The organism is Evansella vedderi (genome assembly GCF_030813435.1).
Taxonomy (GTDB): Bacteria; Bacillota; Bacilli; order Bacillales; family Salisediminibacteriaceae; genus Evansella; species Evansella vedderi.
Window position 1 is genome coordinate 400,491 of record NZ_JAUSUG010000001.1, and the last position, 19,319, is coordinate 419,809.

16 protein-coding genes are annotated in these 19,319 nt (G+C 37.6%); 12 read left to right on the forward strand and 4 right to left on the reverse strand.

Annotated elements, in window-relative coordinates:
* Positions 1 to 2: 2 nt before the first annotated feature.
* On the forward strand, positions 3 to 998 hold the full coding sequence (gene pdxA, locus J2S74_RS01915; RefSeq protein WP_307321101.1) for a 4-hydroxythreonine-4-phosphate dehydrogenase PdxA: 996 nt from the start codon (positions 3 to 5) through the stop codon (positions 996 to 998).
* Here the strand turns inward: pdxA and J2S74_RS01920 are convergent.
* Entirely contained in the window at positions 995 to 1,144 is a 150-nt protein-coding gene (locus J2S74_RS01920; RefSeq protein WP_307321103.1) for a hypothetical protein, read from the reverse strand. The two genes, pdxA and J2S74_RS01920, sit on opposite strands and share 4 nt — an antisense overlap.
* A gap of 310 nt (positions 1,145 to 1,454) precedes the next feature.
* On the opposite strand from J2S74_RS01920, the gene J2S74_RS01925 reads away from it, so the two are divergent.
* The 7 genes from J2S74_RS01925 (at position 1,455) to J2S74_RS01955 (ending at position 8,826) form a co-directional block, all read left to right on the forward strand.
* On the forward strand, positions 1,455 to 2,432 hold the full coding sequence (locus tag J2S74_RS01925; protein WP_307321105.1) for an SIS domain-containing protein: 978 nt from the start codon (positions 1,455 to 1,457) through the stop codon (positions 2,430 to 2,432).
* A gap of 250 nt (positions 2,433 to 2,682) precedes the next feature.
* Positions 2,683 to 4,014, forward strand: coding sequence for an ABC transporter substrate-binding protein (locus J2S74_RS01930; RefSeq protein WP_307321107.1), 1,332 nt, complete (start codon positions 2,683 to 2,685; stop codon positions 4,012 to 4,014).
* A 216-nt stretch (positions 4,015 to 4,230) separates the two neighbouring features.
* Positions 4,231 to 5,112: a carbohydrate ABC transporter permease gene (locus J2S74_RS01935; protein ID WP_307321432.1), complete on the forward strand. Its 882-nt coding sequence runs from the start codon at positions 4,231 to 4,233 to the stop codon at positions 5,110 to 5,112.
* A gap of 1 nt (position 5,113) precedes the next feature.
* Positions 5,114 to 6,001, forward strand: a complete 888-nt coding sequence (locus J2S74_RS01940; RefSeq protein ID WP_370875920.1) for a carbohydrate ABC transporter permease — start codon at positions 5,114 to 5,116, stop codon at positions 5,999 to 6,001.
* A 16-nt stretch (positions 6,002 to 6,017) separates the two neighbouring features.
* Positions 6,018 to 6,836 (forward strand): PfkB family carbohydrate kinase, encoded by an 819-nt coding sequence (locus tag J2S74_RS01945; RefSeq protein ID WP_307321109.1) that lies wholly within the window; start codon positions 6,018 to 6,020, stop codon positions 6,834 to 6,836.
* Positions 6,837 to 7,044: 208 nt separating this feature from the next.
* Positions 7,045 to 7,788 carry a GntR family transcriptional regulator gene (locus J2S74_RS01950; protein ID WP_307321111.1) on the forward strand — a complete coding sequence of 248 codons (744 nt, stop codon included), beginning with the start codon at positions 7,045 to 7,047 and terminating at the stop codon, positions 7,786 to 7,788.
* Positions 7,789 to 7,866: 78 nt separating this feature from the next.
* On the forward strand, positions 7,867 to 8,826 hold the full coding sequence (locus tag J2S74_RS01955) for an asparaginase (protein ID WP_307321113.1): 960 nt from the start codon (positions 7,867 to 7,869) through the stop codon (positions 8,824 to 8,826).
* Between the two features lie 278 nt (positions 8,827 to 9,104).
* On the opposite strand, the gene J2S74_RS01960 is transcribed toward J2S74_RS01955, so the two are convergent.
* Entirely contained in the window at positions 9,105 to 10,025 is a 921-nt protein-coding gene (locus J2S74_RS01960; protein ID WP_307321115.1) for a LysR family transcriptional regulator, read from the reverse strand.
* Positions 10,026 to 10,299: 274 nt separating this feature from the next.
* Here J2S74_RS01960 and J2S74_RS01965 point away from each other — a divergent pair, with 274 nt between their 5' ends.
* A complete protein-coding gene (locus J2S74_RS01965) occupies positions 10,300 to 11,346 on the forward strand; it encodes an NAD(P)H-dependent amine dehydrogenase family protein (RefSeq protein ID WP_307321117.1) in 1,047 nt (348 codons plus the stop codon).
* Positions 11,347 to 11,543: 197 nt separating this feature from the next.
* On the opposite strand, the gene J2S74_RS01970 is transcribed toward J2S74_RS01965, so the two are convergent.
* Complete coding sequence (locus J2S74_RS01970) at positions 11,544 to 12,980, reverse strand: carbon starvation CstA family protein (RefSeq protein WP_307321119.1); 1,437 nt, start codon at positions 12,978 to 12,980, stop codon at positions 11,544 to 11,546.
* 1,086 nt (positions 12,981 to 14,066) lie between these two features.
* Between J2S74_RS01970 and J2S74_RS01975 the strand changes: the two genes are divergently transcribed.
* The 3 genes from J2S74_RS01975 (at position 14,067) to J2S74_RS01985 (ending at position 17,833) form a co-directional block, all read left to right on the forward strand.
* On the forward strand, positions 14,067 to 14,687 hold the full coding sequence (locus J2S74_RS01975) for a class I SAM-dependent methyltransferase (protein WP_307321122.1): 621 nt from the start codon (positions 14,067 to 14,069) through the stop codon (positions 14,685 to 14,687).
* 189 nt (positions 14,688 to 14,876) lie between these two features.
* On the forward strand, positions 14,877 to 15,443 hold the full coding sequence (locus J2S74_RS01980; protein WP_307321123.1) for a hypothetical protein: 567 nt from the start codon (positions 14,877 to 14,879) through the stop codon (positions 15,441 to 15,443).
* 17 nt (positions 15,444 to 15,460) lie between these two features.
* On the forward strand, positions 15,461 to 17,833 hold the full coding sequence (locus J2S74_RS01985; protein WP_307321126.1) for an EAL domain-containing protein: 2,373 nt from the start codon (positions 15,461 to 15,463) through the stop codon (positions 17,831 to 17,833).
* Positions 17,834 to 18,413: 580 nt separating this feature from the next.
* Here J2S74_RS01985 and J2S74_RS01990 read toward each other — a convergent pair.
* The gene (locus J2S74_RS01990) at positions 18,414 to 19,235 is read right to left on the reverse strand and encodes a hypothetical protein (RefSeq protein WP_307321128.1); all 822 of its coding nucleotides are present in this window, start codon (positions 19,233 to 19,235) and stop codon (positions 18,414 to 18,416) included.
* Positions 19,236 to 19,319 lie beyond the last annotated feature (84 nt).

Here is a 19,319-nt window from a genome sequence, read left to right on the forward strand (position 1 = left end):
GAATGAAACCGATTATTGGAATAACAATGGGAGATGCTGCAGGGATTGGACCTGAGATCATCGTAAAAGCCTTAACAGACAAGGATATCTATGACCGCTGCCAGCCAGTGGTTATTGGGGATGCTAAAATTTTAGAACGGGTAAAACCGATAGTGGAAGCGGATGTAGAGATAAATGTTATTGATAACGTAGTAGAGGCAAAAAACGCAGTAGGTGTCATTGATGTTATCGATTTGGATCTAGTGTCTGCTGATTTACCGTTCGGACGAGTATCTGGAGAAGCGGGAAATGCAGCTTACCAATATGTTGCCAAGGCCGTAGAATTAGCAAAGGAAAAGCAAATTAATGCTATTTGTACAGCACCACTAAACAAGGAAGCCATGCACAAAGGAGGACATTTATTCCCAGGTCATACGGAAATCTTAGCAGAATTAACGGAGACCGAGGACTTCTCCATGATGCTTACGGCACCGAACCTAAAGGTTATTCATCTTACTACTCATGTAGGCTTAATTAAAGCTATCGAGATGATCAATCCAGAAAGAACCTATAAAGTAATTAAATTAGCCCATGAGACGTTATTGAGAGCAGGTATTGAAAACCCGAGTGTTGCTGTGTGCGGTATTAATCCACATGCAGGGGAAAATGGTTTATTTGGCAACGGGGAGGAAGAGGAGAAGTTAATTCCAGGTATCGAACGGGCGAAAGCCGAAGGAATCGACGCTTCCGGCCCTCACCCAGCAGATACTTTATTTTTCCGTGCAGCCCGTGGTGATTTCCATATCGTAGTAGCATGTTACCATGATCAAGGCCATGCTCCAATTAAAGTAATGGGAATAGAGGATGGGGTAAATATAACGGTAGGTTTAAAGGGCGGCATTATTCGTACCTCTGTTGACCACGGAACTGCCTTTGATATTGCTGGAAAAAACATCGCTGACTCTAGAAGCATGAAAGCAGCCATTAACTCTGCAATCGAGCTTGCTCCGAGAAATTAAGGAGTATCCACAGACTCTTTACCTAAAATTAAGAGAGAAACTAAAAGGGGAGATGTATAGCTAACTAACATGGCTGTACATCTCTTCGTTTTTATGGAGATAATAAACTCCCTTACTGTCTTAATGGCTTGTAATGAACTGTTCATAGGAAAATGTTTTCCTGTGCTGTTATAGGGCAGTAGCCTTTGAAGTATCCGCTAGATTAAAAAAAATTTTCGTCAAAAAAAGATATATCTATAAAACTTAAAAGGGGTAATTACCTAACTATTTAGGTGATTGCCCTTTATGCTTTCCCGTAATGAACTTTTATCGAAATAACTTTTCTAGGAAACCTGCTCCCCTTACCCAACATAATTGACTGAATTTTTTTAAAAAACCTTTGACAAACATCATATGACGTCATATGATGTGATTAAGACGTCATATGATGTTATAATTTTTAGGAGGTTATCATTTATGAAAAATGAGCATGTCCAGCAAATTGACGCAGCTATTGCTGCAGTAAAATCTCTCAGTACGGTGGAGAATTTCTATTTTGTTGCTTGTGGGGGCTCCATGGCTTCACTGGCAACAGGGGACTATTTTATTAATCGAGAGTTAGAGACTCCAAGCAGGGTTTATACTTCTAATGAATTCATCCATATGAATCCACGTGGGCTTGGGAAAAATAGTGTTGTCATTCTGCGTTCCCATTCTGGTACTACTCCGGAGACGGTAGAGGCAGCAAAGTTTGCAAGAGAAAAGGGAGCCGTTACCATTGCTATTTCAATGGAAGAAACTTCACCATTATGCGAAGCGGCGGAATATACCGTTCATTACAACTACAAAGATGGTTCAGATGCCATCGATGGGGAAGTTGGTGTTTATTTCAGCTTAATTTTCGGAATTATCAGTGCATTATCATCCGATGAAAAGTACCAGCGAGTGTTAAGTCAATTGAGCAATCTAGAAAACCTATTTGAAAGCAATAAAAAGCAAACGCTAGACAGAGCTTACAAATTTGGTATGGATTACAAACGGGAGAAAATCATTTACACGATGGGTAGTGGTGCTTATTATCACCAAGCGTACTCCTTCACTAGTTGTCTCTTAATGGAGATGCTATGGATTCACTCTAATGCAATTCATTCCGGTGAGTATTTCCATGGGCCGTTTGAGATTACAGATTATGACGTTCCTTTCTTGATCATTAAAGGGGAAGGCCCTATTCGTCCATTAGATCAACGTGCCATTGATTTTGCGGCAAAATTCAGTGAAAAAGTGGAAGTATTGGATGTTGCCGAACTAGATTACACAGGTGTTGACGAGGATCTTCGTGAATACTTTGGTCCTGCTATCGTAGGAGTTGTACTTAGACAATATGCCGATGGTTTAGCTGAGCATACAGGACACCCACTTTCCGTAAGACGTTATATGTGGAAAATGGAATATTAATAGATAGATTCTTTCATAACAACAAGAGGAACATAAACTAGCACTTCCCAACTACGAATAGCTATTTTACTAGCATCTAGCATTGTTTTGAAAAAATGGTGGATTGTTCCGAAAGGTGTCGAAATAATTAGAAAAATGTCTAGAGAACTAGAGACACCAATCTATTTTGATAGTATACTATTCGGAACAACCACTCCATTCACCTGTGCATCAATTATTTAACCATAAAAAATTAAGGGGTGTGAAGTAAGTGAAAAGATTACTTGCAGTAGTAGTTATGGTGCTTCTTCTATTGTCGTTGTTTGTGGCTTGTTCTTCCTCAGGGGACAGTGATGTTTCCAATGAAGCGTCTGGTGGGGACAGATCTAGTTCATCAGACTCCAATGATGCTTCTAGTGACGAGATTGTAGAAATTAATTTTAATCACAGGTGGCCGAACGAACCTCGTAAATCTTTCTATGATCAGAAGATTGCGGAGTATATGGAGGCAAATCCTAACGTTAAGATCAATGTGGACGCTGTGTTAAATGATGCTTATAAGGAAAAAATCAGAGTGTTGATTTCCAATGAGAATCTTCCGGATATTTTCACCTCCTGGTCTGATTCCTTTGCTTTAAATCTTGTATCATCTGGTAGGATCATGCCTTTAAATGATATTTTAGCAGAAGATCCAGAGTGGTCCGGGAATATTATGGAATCTCAGTTTGCTGGATTTACGTTTGACGATGTTACTTACGGTGTACCGTTTACGATCGATGGGAAAGTGTTTTTCTATAATAAAGATATTTTTGCTGAAAACAATTTAGAAGCACCTGCAACGTATGATGAGTTTATCGCTGTATTGGATGCCCTTCAAGCAGCGGGCTATGAAAATCCGTTAGTGGAAGGGTTACAAAATACATGGGCAATCTCTCATTATATGGGAACCATCTTCCAACGAATTATTGATCCTGCTGTATTAGAGGTAGACTATCAAGATGGTTATGGTGAGTTTACAGATCCAGGTTACTTAAGAGGGTTAGAAGTGTTCCAAGAGCTCGCGACGTATATGGGAGATCTATCAACGGCTATCACCCATGAGGATGCAAGAAATATGTTTGGTAACGGTGAGATTCCTATTGTTTACATGCAGTTTGCTGAAATCAAGCTAGTAGAGGACATTGGTGGAGTGGACTTCGGATTCTTCAACTTCCCTGCTTTTGCCGATGGAAAGGGAGATCCAAATGCTTTAACAGGGGCTCCTGAAGGATGGATGCTTAGTAAAAATGCTCCACCAGAAGCGATTGATTTCTTAAAGTTCTTAACTTCTGCAGAAACAGCCTTTGAGTTTACAAAAGTAGATGGTCAATTAAACGCCATTATAGGTGCTGTTACAGAAGAGAATACTTCTCCAGCACGAATGGAAGCTTATGAGATTATACTAAATGCTAGTGCATCTGCTCCATGGTTTGATAATGCGGTGAACATTAACGTTGCCGATGTCTTCATGAGAGGTGGACAGTCATTGGCAACGGGCCAAATGACTCCAGAAGAAATTATTAAGGATGCACAAGAGCAGGCAGCCCGTTTATCGAAAGAATAAGAATATATTTTCCCAAAATTCTAAGATTCGGGATTTAGATCCCGGATCTTAGAAAATAGCTGTTTTCGTCTTTTTGTAGAAGCTTGGAGAAGCGTCCGTCTGTTTCGCATCCAAGCCATTTTATAATAGTCTGCAAACAACGAGCTTTAAAAAACAGCTTAGAAATATAGAAACGGATGTAAAGCTTAGCTTATAAGTAAAGGGGTGGAGCAATTGATTAAAAGAAGAAGTATTTTAATCCCTGTTATATTTTTACTACCTAGTGTTGTTTTTCTATTAACATTTGTTTATATTCCTCTTTTTCAAAATTTTTATAATAGTTTCTTTAGCTTTTCTGTTTTTTCCCAGACCAAAACCTTTGTTGGAATGGAAAATTTCAGAATATTCTTTAATGATAGAGTCGTACCTGTTGCCCTGTTAAATAACTTTAAGTATGCAGTCATTTCTGTCATTTTTCAGGTTGCCTTTGCATTAGTCCTTGCTTATATATTAGAAGATAAGATATTTAGAAGAGTTGCTCCATTTTTTAGGGTCGTTTATTTCATGCCGGTGATGATTTCTATTTCTGTAATCGCTTTACTATTTGGTTTTATTTATAATCCTCAGATGGGACTTTTAAATAGTTTCCTAGAATTAGTAGGCTTAGGTGATTGGGGAAAACCTTGGTTAGGGAATGCTACCACTGCTATTTATGCCGTTATTGCCATGTCCCAATGGCAGAGTATCGGATTTATTATGATGTTGTTCATTGTTGCCATTCAGAAAATTCCAAAGGACCTATATGAAGCTGCTGATATTGACGGTGCAGGGAAAATAAGAAAGTTTTTTAGTGTGACAGTACCACAGGTGAAAGAGGCTATCTTTGTTAATACATTAATTACCGTAACTGGATCCATGCTAGTATTTAACGAACCGTACATTTTAACGAACGGGGGGCCAGGTTTCAGCTCCATGACAATGGCTGTTCATATGTACCAAGAAGGCTTTGTTAAGGATAATATGGGCTATGCCTCCACATTAGCCATTTGTATTTTCTTACTATCGGCAATTTTAGCAATCATTCAAATTCGACTGTCCCGTACTGGAAAGGATGATTGATATGGAACTAATGAAAAAATCAACGACGCTGAAGACCAAAATTGTGAAAAAAACTCCTAAGAAAAAGCGTGAATTCGGCATTGGAGAATTTCTAGTGGCAATAGGGTTGACTGCCTTTGCTATCATCATCCTGTACCCACTATTGTGGATGGTTATTTCTTCCATGAAAAGCTATGATGAAATCTTTAACGATGTATGGGGCTTACCAAGCACATGGCTTGTGGGGAACTACGTGGAGGCTTGGTCTAAAGGGATATCCAACTATTTCTTAAATAGTGTGTATGTTACGGGAATTACTATTTTTGCCGTCCTGTTGTTTGGATCTATGGCAGCCTTTGTTTTGGCAAGGTATCGGTCGAAATGGATTGATTTGGCGCTCCTTTTTATTATTGGCGGAATGATGATGAATCCGCAGGTTGCCTTAATTCCTTTGTTCAATATTTTAAGTACATTGGACTTGATTAATACTCGCTGGGCCCTAATTTTGACCTATGTGGCTTATCGATTGCCACTATCTGTTTTGTTACTGAGAGCGTATTTCCTGAGTATTCCAAAGGAGCTTGACGAATCGGCAACCATTGATGGATGCAGTGAATGGGGAATATATACGCGAATATATCTGCCTATTGCCTTACCGATTCTCGTGACAACAGTAGTATTAACCTCTTTCTTTGCATGGAATGAGTTCCTGTTTGCCACGATCTTTATCGACTCAGATGTGTTAAAGACAATTCCATCAGGGCTAATGAACTTTAGAGATGCCTTAAGGACCGACTGGGGAGTACTCCTTGCGGGGATGGTAATTGCTACGATCCCTATGATTATCCTACTAATCGCTGTTCAAAAATACTTGGTTAGAGGTCTATCGGAAGGTTCCGTAAAAGGTTAATAGAAAGGAAGATACAATGAAAATAATAACTATCGGAGATAATGTTGTGGATTGCTATTTAGATCAGGGGAAGTACTATCCTGGAGGGAACTGCGTCAACGTAGCCGTCAATTGTAAACGTTCTGGGGCAGAAGAGGTCGGCTATATCGGGGTGTTTGCTACGGACGATAAAGCCGACCATTTAAAAAATGTTTTAGGAGAAGAAAAAGTGGACTTCCATCGCTCCCGTACTGTGGAGGGCATCAGTGGTCAACCGAAGGTCAATCTATCAGAAGATGGGGATCGAATTTTTGTGGGAGGGCCAACAAATACGGTGCGGCATCAAGTGAAAATTAGATTAATACAGGATGACATTGATTATTTGAAGAACTTTCATGTGGCCCATTCGAGCTGTTACTCCTTCTTAGAGGAGGAGCTTCCAGTTTTATCAGAGCATATTAAAGTATCCTTTGATTTTTCCGATCGCCGTGAGCCTGAATATTTAGGGCGGGTTTGTCCTCACATTTCCTACGGTTTTTTCTCAGGGGCAGACCTGAATGAAGAGGAGTTGGAAAGATTGGTAAGTGAGTTAGAAAAATATGATCTTGAAGTAATCGGGATTACTCGAGGGGCTAGACCTGCATTGTTCATCCACAAAGGGGTAAGATATCACCAGGAAGCTTTGGAGACGGAAGTGGTTGATACAATGGGTGCTGGAGATAGCTTTATAGCTGGGTTCCTAACAGCATTTGTTGAAACGAAGAATATTGTCCATGCATTGGAAGTGGCTGCTCATAATGCTAGTGTTACTTGTGGTTTTTATGGCGGATTTGGCTACCCGAAAGCGTTAGTATAATGGACCCTTTGTAATAGCCTTGTACAATTTGGTGCAAAGGCTATTATTTAAATTTTGGATTAGGTGCTTATTAGATTAAGGCTCTTTTCACATAGAATGTTGTTTTAAAGTGTAAAAAGCAACAAAGTTTGTGAAAACAGCCTAGATTAAAATTTCTAGTATATGAGATATAATGAGAGTAAGTACATTGAGATGAAGAGGTGGGCCTATGTCAAAGGAAAAGTCCGTTCAGTCGGAAAGCCCGGTATTTTTATATGAACAAGTGAAAATTAGAATTAAAGAGATGATCGCTAATGGGGAAATCGTCCCCGGTAGGAGGCTTCCTAATGAGACGGAGCTCTGTGAGATGTTTGATACAAGTCGAATTACGATACGCAGGGCATTAAAGGAGCTTGCAAGTGAAGGGGTTATCGAAATCATTCATGGTAAAGGCACCTTTGTAAAAATGGAAAAGCGTCAGCTTCATATTTTAAACCTAAAGGGGTTTACGGAAGGAGGCCTCGGTCTAACGGAAGAAAATATCACGAAGGAAATATTAGTAAAGGAGATTGAAATGGCAGATGAGAAGCTAATGAAGCTTTTTGAACGGGAGGAGCCATTTAAGATCTTGAAATTAGTTAGGCTTATTCGAGATGCTGATGTTTTACTAAGTTTTGATTCCGCTTACTTTCCATGTGATATCTATCCCGGTATTGAAGAATTAATACAAGATAACGTCTCTACCTTCGATCTTATCAATAATAAATACGGAGTTAAGTTTAAAAAAGCTCGAAAAGAGATGGATTTCATTCAACCGACAGGGGAAATTAGTGAGGCTCTTGATATTTCAAGCGTGGAACCAGTCATACAAATTGAGAAATTAATCAGAGATGACAAGGATATCCCTGTCCATTACTCAATATATTACTTGCCGGCAAATAGGATTAAATTCTATATTGATGTAGATATGTAGGGGGACAGACCTCCGATGCGTTAAATTGTTAAAGTAGCTAACTAATTTGTAGATTATTATTTTAGTTGGAGGATGATTATGAAAAAAGTGGCTGTTATTACCACTGGTGGAACAATTGCTAGTAAGCATAATAAAGATGGTCGGTTATCCTCCGGTGAAATGACGGGGGAAGAGCTTAATGCTGTATTACATCTCCCTGATAATATTGATATACACATTTATTCCTTTTTACAAAAGCCAAGCATGCATATTACATTTTCTGATTTGGACGCAATAAGGGATAAAATCCTCTCTTTATTTTTGGACAAAGCGTTGGATGGTGTTGTTGTTACCCATGGTACTGATTCCTTGGAGGAATCGGCGTTCTACTTTGATTTGACAATTGATGATCCTCGGCCAATTGTGGTTACTGGTTCCCAGCGTTCCCCTGAACAGTTAGGTAGTGATGCGTATATTAATTTAAGGCATGCTATTTATTCCGCTTGTGATGAGCACTTGTACAACGTTGGTACTGTGGTGGTCTTCAATGAACGCGTTTTTTCAGCGAAGTATGTAAAGAAAGAGCACGCATCAAACATACAAGGATTCAATTCATTCGGGTTTGGTTATTTAGGTATTATCGATAATGATAAGTTGAAGCTGTATCAAAAACCTATTAAAAGTGAAAAGCACCTTCCTGTAAAGAAAAGAATTCCAACTGTGGAGATCATTAAATGCTATTTAGGTGCTGATGATAAGTTTATTCGTGCCTGTTTGGGAGAGGGGGTAGATGGTATCATTCTTGAAGGTGTTGGCAGGGGTCAGGTTTCTCCCCTAATGATAGACGCTATAGAAGAAGCGGTAAAAAAAGGAGTACATGTGGTGATAACAACAGCTACCGAAGAGGGAGAAGTTTACCCCTCCTATGACTACAGGGGGAGTACTTACGATTTGTTAAGGGCCGGTATTATTTTAGGAAAGGATTATGATAGTAAAAAGGCAAGGATTAAGCTGATGGCATTATTACGATCGGAAGAAGAAATTGGAGAAGAGTTATAGCCTTTTTTGATCTGTCTTAAAGGATTAATTTTTTAAGCTAGAGGCTGGGACATAACTAAAGTGTTTAATCAGAAATACGAACAATACACTACCTTAGGGAAGTATATTTCCAAAGCGGGTAGATTGCACCTACATCTAGTATGTTCGGATTTCTTATTAGTAAAAATACTTTTGTCCCAGCCTCTTCAGATTGTTCGAGAACCTCGCTTAATAGTTTTAAAGAACCTTATTAATAAGGAATATTAAAATTACCCTTAATATAAATTTCACTCACTATCTTAAACATCTATATTTAATTTCTTACTTTGCCCTTTAAGAATTTGAAGGGCGGACTCGGTTATGGGGGGAAGGTTAGGACTATTATTCCATACAACTGAGATAGAGCTGTAGGAATTTTCATTTTTAATATTCATTGCTTTTATTTTTTCGGCGGGCAATAGTTTGATCATATCACTGGGCATTAAAGTAACGCCTATACCACTAGAGATAAGGTTGGCAATCGTTAACAGTTCTGGCCCCATTCCCATTGTTTTAGGAATAAATCCAGCATTTAAACAAGCGTTCTCCATAGCAAAAAAGAGAGCGGGCGATTTTATTTTGTCATAGTGGAGGAATGTTTCCCTTTTAAATTCCGAAAGATCTACTGAATCACTGGTGGAAAGGGGATGATTCACTGGGACAACCACCTTTAGGGGATGCCTTGTTAATTCAGTTATTTTTAATTGATGGTCCACAAGTTGTCTAACTTCTATTGGTGTTCTTATTAAAGCAATATCACATTCTTTTTCTTTAACAAGCTCTATTGCATGTTTTGATGAGGTTTCTTCAATATAAAACTCGATGTTTTCAAAGGTTTCCTTTAATTGATTTAATAAGTTAGGAATCCAATTACTAGCAGCAGAAGGAACAGTAGCAATTTTGATGGTTGACTGAGGTATAGCCCCCTTTTCAACTAACACCTTAAGAGTTCGTTCGATATTTTCAAAGGAAGGCATTAAGTGTTTATATAAATATTCCCCTTCTATTGTTAAAGAAACTTTTCTAGTTGTTCTATTGAGAAGCTTAAAACCTAGGTTTTGCTCCAGTAACGTAATTTGTTGGCTTAGTCCTGGCTGTGAAATATGTAGATCACGAGCAGCTTGACTAAAATTGAGACTGTTAGCTACCTCAAGAAAATAGCGGAGGGAAAGTAGATTCATAAATAATGCAGCTCCTTAGCTGAAACTAATAATAGATACTTAATAATCCGGCGTGATATATCCACATTATATCGAAGGGTAAATGTAAATGACAACGAAAAAATCTAATAAGATAAGTAAAAGTGTAGCAGTTTAATAAACTTAAATAATACGTTTTAAAAAGTAATATTTATAACTTTAAATTATAAATATATAATATTTTCGTATTTCCATTCCTTTCAGTAAATTGTTACATTTTTATTGTAAAAAAGATATTAACTGAAGGAGTGATACTATGCTACCAAAAAATGATGTTCGTCTTTTGCAGTTTGGTCTAGGTCCCATTGGATTAGAAATTTTAGAAAAATCAAGGAAGCTTCATCAACTGAATATAATAGGAGCTGTTGATATTGATCCAGAAAAGGTTGGGAAGGATGTAGGTGATTTAATAGGCACCGGCAAACTAGGGTTTCAGGTCGTTTCGGATCTCAACGATTTATCCCTTCCTCAACAAGAGAATGGTAGAAAGGTAGCCATTCATGCGACTGGTTCAAATTTAGAAAAGGTTTGGCCTCAAATACGGGAATTGTTAGATTACGGTTTTTCAGTAGTTTCAACCTGTGAAGAATTAGCTTATCCGTGGCATCGGTATCCAAATTTATCCAAAGAAATAGATTATTATGCTAAAAGTAAGGGACAATCGGTTTTGGGCACTGGTATCAATCCTGGGTTTATTATGGATACCCTAACCATATGTTTTACCTCTGTTACTAACGAAGTTAATAACATTAAAGTTGTTAGAAAAGTGGATGTTTCCAAAAGGAGAATCCCCCTACAGAAAAAGGTAGGCGTTGGTATGACTAGGGAAGAGTTTAATCAACTAGCCAGTCAAAATAGTATTGGACATGTTGGTTTGGAGGAATCGGCCCAGTTAATTGCTTATGGTTTAGGTGTTTCCCTTGGAAAAGTTTATAATACTATCAATCCAGTGATAGCAGAAGAGGACATTCATTTACCTATTGGTCAACTAACAAAAGGTGAAGTAAGTGGACAACATCAGGTCGTTAAAGCAATAACAACAGATGGGAGAAACATTACATTAGAATTAATTATGGCGGTCGGGGTTGAACAGGAAGACCGTATTACATTAGAGGGTCAAGAGCCAGTTGAGCTAGTTATTCCCAACGGGATTTTTGGAGATACAGCAACAGCGGCCATGGCTATTAACACGGCTAAAATTGTAGGGATGGGGAACGTATCTGGTCTATTAACAATGGCAGATATAAACGTTCCTAGAAACCTTCAGTTAGCCAACAATAATTTTGTTCCATTCCAGTCCTAATGATGTTTTTACTGTAACAATAGGGTTGGGTTAAGAGTATAAGAAACTCTATATAGAACATGGGATTTAGTTCCTTTGTTCTTTCTTTTTTACTAAGGAAGTTAATTTGAATAGTGTACATTAAGAATATAAAGAAAAGAATGGGGGCGCTCTAAGTGTCTTTCACTTTAGAGCACCCTCATTAATTAATAACTTTATTAAGCTACTTTACTATAGTTATGATCACCCATCCGTTTATGGGCGATTATTTGTTTTACATACCATAAAACGATAAGTATGGTAAGGGCGAAACCGATTATCATGGATACTTCATAACCTAGATTAAAGCCTTCTGGTGCATAGAAGATATAGGTGCATACGACAGCTGACATAAACATTGCTGGCACACCACACAACCAGTGAAACTTGTTGTTTTTCAGCAAATACATGGCTCCTGTCCAGAGCATTACGGTAGCAACCACTTGGTTTGTCCATCCTACATAGCGCCATAGGAAGGAGTAATCAATGGTAGATAGGAAAAAGGCTGGTATGGTTACAATTAAAGTGGCAACAATGACGATCCCTTTTCCATTCACCTTTTTGAATCCCCTTTGCAAAAATTCAATGATTATCATTCGAGAGGAGCGTATCGCCGTATCTCCTGTTGTGATTGGTAATAGGATAACACCGAGAATGGCTAGAATTCCTCCTAATGTTCCAAGTAGAGTAGTGGAGATTTCATTTACTACTGCCCCCGGTCCTCCACCTGCAAGTGCAGCCTGTAATCCCTCTGTGCCACCGAAGAACGTCATTCCGGCCGCCGCCCAAATAAGGGCAATAATTCCTTCTGCAATCATAGCTCCGTAAAATACCTTTCGCCCATCGGACTCCTTTTTTAATGTACGGGCAATGATTGGGCTTTGTGTACTATGAAACCCTGAAATGGCCCCACAGGAGATAGTTACCATTAAAAGTGGCCAAATTGGCAACTCCCCGGGATGGAGATTATCCATTGTTATATTAGGGATTTGTCTATCGGTAAAAATTAAGGCTACAGCGATAGAAATGGCCATAAAGATTAAAATACCGCCAAAAATTGGATAGATCTTTCCGATAATTTTGTTTACAGGAAAAAGAGCTGCTAATAGAAAGTAGCCAAAAATGAATAAAAGTGCAGTCATAAAGCCTATGGATGTAATCTCCGCAATTAATTGAGCTGGGCCAGCAACGAATGCTGCTGCAACTAATATCATTAATACAAGGGAAACGATACTAACAAATACTTGTACCGTTTTTCCTAAATATCGGCCAACGAGTGTTGGGTACTGTGCCCCGTTATGACGTAAAGAAAGCATTCCTGAGAAGTAGTCATGTACGGCCCCGGCAAAAATACATCCCACAACGATCCAAATAAAGGCGACTGGACCATATAGGGCCCCCATGATGGCACCAAAAATTGGTCCTAAGCCCGCAATATTTAGGAGCTGAATTAGGCTTCCTTTCCACCAAGGCATGGGCACATAATCTAAACTGTCTGATTTAGAATAAGCGGGTGTTGGCTGTTTATCGTTGATTCCAAAAACACGTTCAACCACCTTTGAATAAACCATGTAGCCGGTAATTAATAGAATAATAGCAATAAAGAATGTTACCATCGTTGTCTCTCCTGACTTTAGTATATTGTAATGTGTATCTTTGCATTGTACTGGTTATTACCTGGCACTAAATGTAGATAATAAATTATTGGAGTATATTGAATATTTTAATCACTTCATCCTGCTAAAACAAGTACTTTTTTCTGAAAATACTATAAATTCAAAACAATGGTGTGTGTGAAATGTTGATTTTACAAAGGGGATAGCGTTTACAATGTTATTTTAAAAAAATTTATTTGCCGGCGACTTTCTAAAAAAAAACAAACAGGAAAGTTACTACTGACTCCTGTTTGTTTTGGACTACCCTATGAATGTGGTAGGTCTTCTCTTTTCATCTGTAAGTTTCTTTCAAGAAATTTGTTAATTCTTAAAGCGAATGGTATTTTAAACACAGTGCCAAACATGTAGATTGAAGTGACGGTTAATATCCAAACTAGAGAGGGCTTTCTGGAGTAAAGAAAACTATATAGATACATCTTAATATAAAGGACCCATGTCCAAAATAGATTCCAACCATACCTGTAAGTTAACATTTTTAATTTCAATGCTACCCATTCTACAATGGAAGAGCCTGTCGCCCATCGAACAATATAATTAAATTGATGTTTACTTGGCATCCTAGATAAAAATAAAAGTATGATTAATGGAGCAATGAAAATCACATTTATCAAACGAATAAATTTTACACTAAAATAGTCATCACGAAAATCCCATACGAGTTTACGGTGGCATAATACATAATAAATTGTATTTACCAATGATACATATACCATAACTCTCCAATGTTTTCTTACTTTCGACCAGTTTTTAGATTTATGGTTAAGATATATTAACAAAAATATTACGGAAAAATGTTTCATGTTTATCTCCATTTTTATGGAAAAGGGATAAGCCTATCCCAATTTCCATTACTAATAGTCAAAGACCCCAAAAGTAAAGCAGTCCCCTTTCCATCTAATATTTACAATAATTTCATCTTTATACATATGATGCCTGTTACCATCCGAAAAACCTTCATAAAAGTTTGCATGGGCAATTCAGCTAAAGCCTTTATAATAAGGAAGAGACAGGGAGGAGGAACGGCAGATGGAGAAAATATTTGCGAGTGTTTACGATACTTTCATGGGACCTATAGAAAGGAAATATATCACGAAGTGGCGCAGGGAGTTATTAACCCAAGCAAAGGGAAAGGTATTAGAGATTGGGGCTGGAACAGGTATCAATTTTCCTCTATATGAACGGTGTGACGAAGTGATTGCCCTTGAACCGAATCCTTTTATGATTGAGAAAGGAAAGGCGAGGGTAAAGAAGGCTAGCGTTCCTGTTAAGATCGTTGAAGGAATGGCCGAAAAACTCCCATTTGCTGAGGAAGAATTTGACACAATTGTTGTCACACTAGTATTGTGCTCCGTTGGTGACCCCAAAAAGGCATTGGCAGAAATGAAAAGAGTGTTAAAAGCTAATGGAACTATTTTACTTATTGAACATGTAAAAATGAATCAGCCACTTTTGAGAGTCATTCAAAACATGCTAACACCAGTTTGGAAGCATCTATGTGATGGATGCCATCTTAATAGAAATACGGAAAAAACGATAATAGAAAGTGGTCTTACTATTATACATAAAAAAACCTACTTTTCCGGACTCGCCATTACCCTGATATGCCAACATATGAAGAGTAATAAGAAAAAGTGGGACAGGTTGTAAGAAAACAAACTTGACTGTCGGTCCTAATACAATAACCAAAAGAATAATAAGAAAGAATTAACAGATAAAGATTTTTTTAGTAAGATGGAAAGGTAATAGTTTTTAAAAACGTTAACATTACTAGACTTTTATAATATTAATAACTTCTTGATAATTGATTAATAAATTTCATGTTAGGGGATGTTTATTATGTATCTTCGAGTAGAAACAGTAGGGGAACTGAATTGTTTTAACCAAATCTGGATGGATTGTTGGTTAGAGAAAGGATATATGTTGGAACCGTCTTCTGATAATGGGGATCAGTTTATCATTCAAAATTTAGAAAAAGAAAACATTGGTACTATTGAATTTAAGCCTTATTATCCATCTATTGAGAATAATATCAACAAGGTGTTTCCTTTTCATAAGATAGAACACCTTGCAAATGCACCAGAAAAAGTAATAGAAATAGATAAGGTGGCTATTTTAAGGAAGCACAGAGGTAAAAATTTGGAAACGTTATTGTCTCTGTTTGTCAGTTATACGGAACATTATAAGAAAGAATATTCCCTTGCTTTACTAGAAAGAGTTTTTTATAAGGCTTTGAAAAATGTGTATAAAATTCCTTTAGAATCTGTTGGGGATCCCATTTATTATAAGGGTGATCATGTGATTCCTACCGTTATTTATCCTAATCATATTTATACTCGAAAGGAAAGTTTTCCATGGTTGATAAACATGGAACCACAGTTTAGACGAACCCCTATCTATTATTAATCGAGGAGTTAAAACGAATGTTTAACCGGACTGATAAGAAGTTTGCATACATGATTATTATCACTTTAATAGCCTTGTACTTTACTTGGAATTATTGGTTTCAAACTGAACAGGCTTTTTTGGATTGGGGCGGCGTGGTATTTCAAATTATTGCTTGTCTAATAGTATTTAGCTGGCTTAGGAGTACATATAAAAAAGATAATAGTCAAGCTAGGAATTTTTGGCTTTTCCTGGGCTTAGGGATTTTATGTTATTTATTAGGAATCCTTATTTGGTCTTTTCTTCAGTTTGTCATGCAAGTGGAGGCCGATTCTTCTATTTTACCGAAGACATTTTTTGTTTTTCAAAATGGTTTCTACTTTGTAGCCCTTTTGTTGATGATGAATGTCATGAAACATAATAATCTACTAACAATCCGGTTTGTGTTTGATATTTTGATTGTTATGTCCGTTGCGACTACTTTTATTTGGTTTTTTATCATGAATCCGTTAATACAAAACAGAGAAAACCCTATTTCTTTTGTTGATTTTCTTTATCCCATTTTAGATCTTGGTGTATTGGCGGGGGTTCTTAGTCTAATTATAGTTTCAAAAACCATTTTTACGAAGGCAACCTCCTTTCTCCTTGTTAGTGGACTACTAGTTCAAGTTATTGCAGATTTGCATTTTTCTTATTTAACCGCTACAAATATTTACTCCGTGGGAAGTTTATCTGAACCGTTATGGATCCTATCTCTATTTATCTTAGGGTTAGCTGGGGTATATCATAAACCTGTATCCGATCGGAAGCATGGAGAATCAACTGGTGCAAAAACGAAGGGGATGGCCTTTTTAAAACATAGCTTCCCATATGCAGGGGTTATATTACTCTCCATTTATGTTATCTCTCAGATTCAATACAATAAAACTATACTGCTAGGGTTGTTTTTAAGTATTTTGCTAGTCATACTAAGGCAGGTATTTACACTGCTAGACAATGATAAATTAGTTAATGATCTAAATAATTTAAATGAAGAATTAGAAATAAAGGTTAAAGAGAGAACGGACCGGTTAGTGGAAACGGTGAATAAAATGGAACATCTAGCTTACCATGATGTTGTGACAGGTCTTCCAAATAGACGTTATATTGAAAGAAGGCTTACACATGCAATAAAAAATACGAATCTCACCCGTGAAAAGAAGATGGCTTTCTTGCTACTAGATCTTGATAGATTTAAACAAATTAATGATAGTCTGGGGCATTCCTCTGGGGATCTATTATTAAAGGAAGTAGGGACTAGACTAGGCAAAGCCATGCGACCTAATGAAATAGTTTGCCGAATCGGCGGAGACGAATTTGCTATATTAATGGAAAATGCTACGATGGAAAAGATTGAAAGGAAAGCAGAAACGATATTATCTGCTCTTCGTAAAGGGTATAAAATTACAGGTGTCGATCTTCATGTCACACCTAGCATTGGGATTTCCTTTTATCCTGAACATGGCGAGGACTTTGAGGCTCTCATGATGAAGTCAGACACTGCCATGTACAAGGTAAAGGAAAACGGAAAAAACCATTATAGAATATATAATGAAACGATGGATATTGAACCCCAATTAACGCTGGAAAATTCGTTAAGAAAAGGCCTAGAAAAGAACGAATTTGAGTTATATTATCAACCGCAGGTATCTTTAGATAATGGTAAATTTACGGGAGTTGAAGCATTACTCCGTTGGAATTCCCGAAGCCAAGGATTTGTTCCTCCTTCCGACTTTATACCGATCGCAGAAGAAACGGGGCTGATTATTCCAATTGGAGAATGGGTTTTTAGGGAAGTATGTAAGCAATCTGTTAAGTGGGAAAAACAAGGCTATAAGGGGTTAAGGGTTGCTGTCAATCTATCTTCTTTACAGTTTCAGCAACGTGATTTTGTTGAATCATTAGAAAGCATACTGACGGAAACAAAGGCTAATCCGGATAATATAGAACTAGAAATTACCGAGAGTATTGCAATGGGTACCATAGAATGTACCATAGCAAAGTTAACTAGATTAAAAGAAATTGGGTTTCATATAGCCATTGATGATTTTGGAACTGGATATTCTTCCTTACAGTACATGAGTAATTTCCCTATAGATCGTTTGAAGATTGATCGTTCCTTTATCTCTCGATTAAATACAAATGATAAGAACGATTCCATAGTTAAGCTGATCGTTATGATTGCCAAAGGATTGAATTTCAAGGTAATCGCAGAAGGTGTAGAGAAGGAAAGTCAAATGGAATTTCTTCAATCTATTGGTTGTGATGAGATTCAAGGGTACCTCATAAGTAAGCCGGAACCGTTATCTGTTACCACTCAAATGTTGTCCCAAAGTTTCCGAGGGGATAATAAGTATGTTGTAGGTGGATAACTTGTTTGCTAGCATGATCAACTGAAAGGGCAGTCAGTCAAGAAAATTACTTGGCTGACTGCCCTAAATATATTAGATATCGGACTGGTGAATAGACGGCTGAAAATGATGAAGAGGCTGGGACAAAAGTATTTTTACTAATAAGAAATCCGAACAAACTAAATGTAGGTGCAATCTACCCGATTCGGAAATATACTTCGCTTTCCGCGGGCGGCTGCTGAGCCTCCTCGCGCTAACGCACGAGGCCACTGAAAAAGGACGTTTTTTCCCTTTTTCAGTGGTCTCGAAGCAATCAGCGAAGCCGTTGCAAGTTTTTAAAGCCTGCTATGAGTGGTTTTTTCATAGCAGGCGCGCAACGCGCGGAGCGATTGCTATTTTCTCAGCGAAAAATATATGAATTTTCAGTGGCCCCCTAACGCACTGTGGGGTCTCACCTTTGCCTTTGCTCCCGCAGGACACTGATTACGCATCCGTGAGATTGCCCACGCACGAAGAAAATGTGCTAACATTTTCGAGGAGTCTACGTATATCTCCTGCGCTATGGCATTGCATTGTTCGTATTTTCATTTAAACACTTTAGTTATGTCCCAGCCTCTTCTTTGGCCGATTTCTGTTTTCCTTTCAATACATAGGTGTTAGTAAATAATTTAATTTGCAACCTGTTTTTGATATTTTCTAAATCAGAATGAAAGTTTTCTTTACTACGTTTTTTATATTCAATGGCGTGGCGAACAATAAGGAATCGAATGTTCCTATCAGATAACTCCATAAGGTCGTCAGTAGTATCGAGAATCATTGACCGTGCCATTTTCCAGGATTGATCTGTTAATCGGAGGTTGTGTTTTGCAGGATAGGTTATAAACTCATACATAATGTTTTTCATTCGTTCGTTGAGGGTAGAACGACAAATTGCATTGGCCAGTCTCCCTAGTTCACATTCCGCTGCCCTCGCTCGTATTTTAATGGGAATGTCTTCATCCAATAAGTAATGCTCTACCTTTCTATAGGGGATACCTAATTTGGAAGAAAGGGTGTTTTTGCATTGCTTATAGTTTTTGTATAGTATTTTAAATTGCTGCATTTTCGTGATCCATGCCGATTGGTGGTAGCTCAGTAGTTCTCTTACTGCTGCATACCTGGCTTCCAGATCGGACTCGTAGTCCCCAATGACAAACCTCACCTTCATTTTTGGGTTCTTACTGTATAAAGAGAAATACTTCTCGTATCCTTCTATAAGTAAATAGTCACTTTGTTTCATTTTATAAACAATGAGCTCATTTTTACTTCTATTTTCGTTATATTCCTTAGACCTCTGTTCTGCTTTTTTCTTGGAGAGGTTTAGCCAATACATAAGAGAAACACTATTTAAAGGTCGCTGGATACTTCTCCTTATAATATTCATCCCCCCTAATCAACAGTCTGTTATTTATAAAGATATGAGAGGAAAAGCTTATCCTATTCTATAAAATTAAAAGACTTGGAGAAT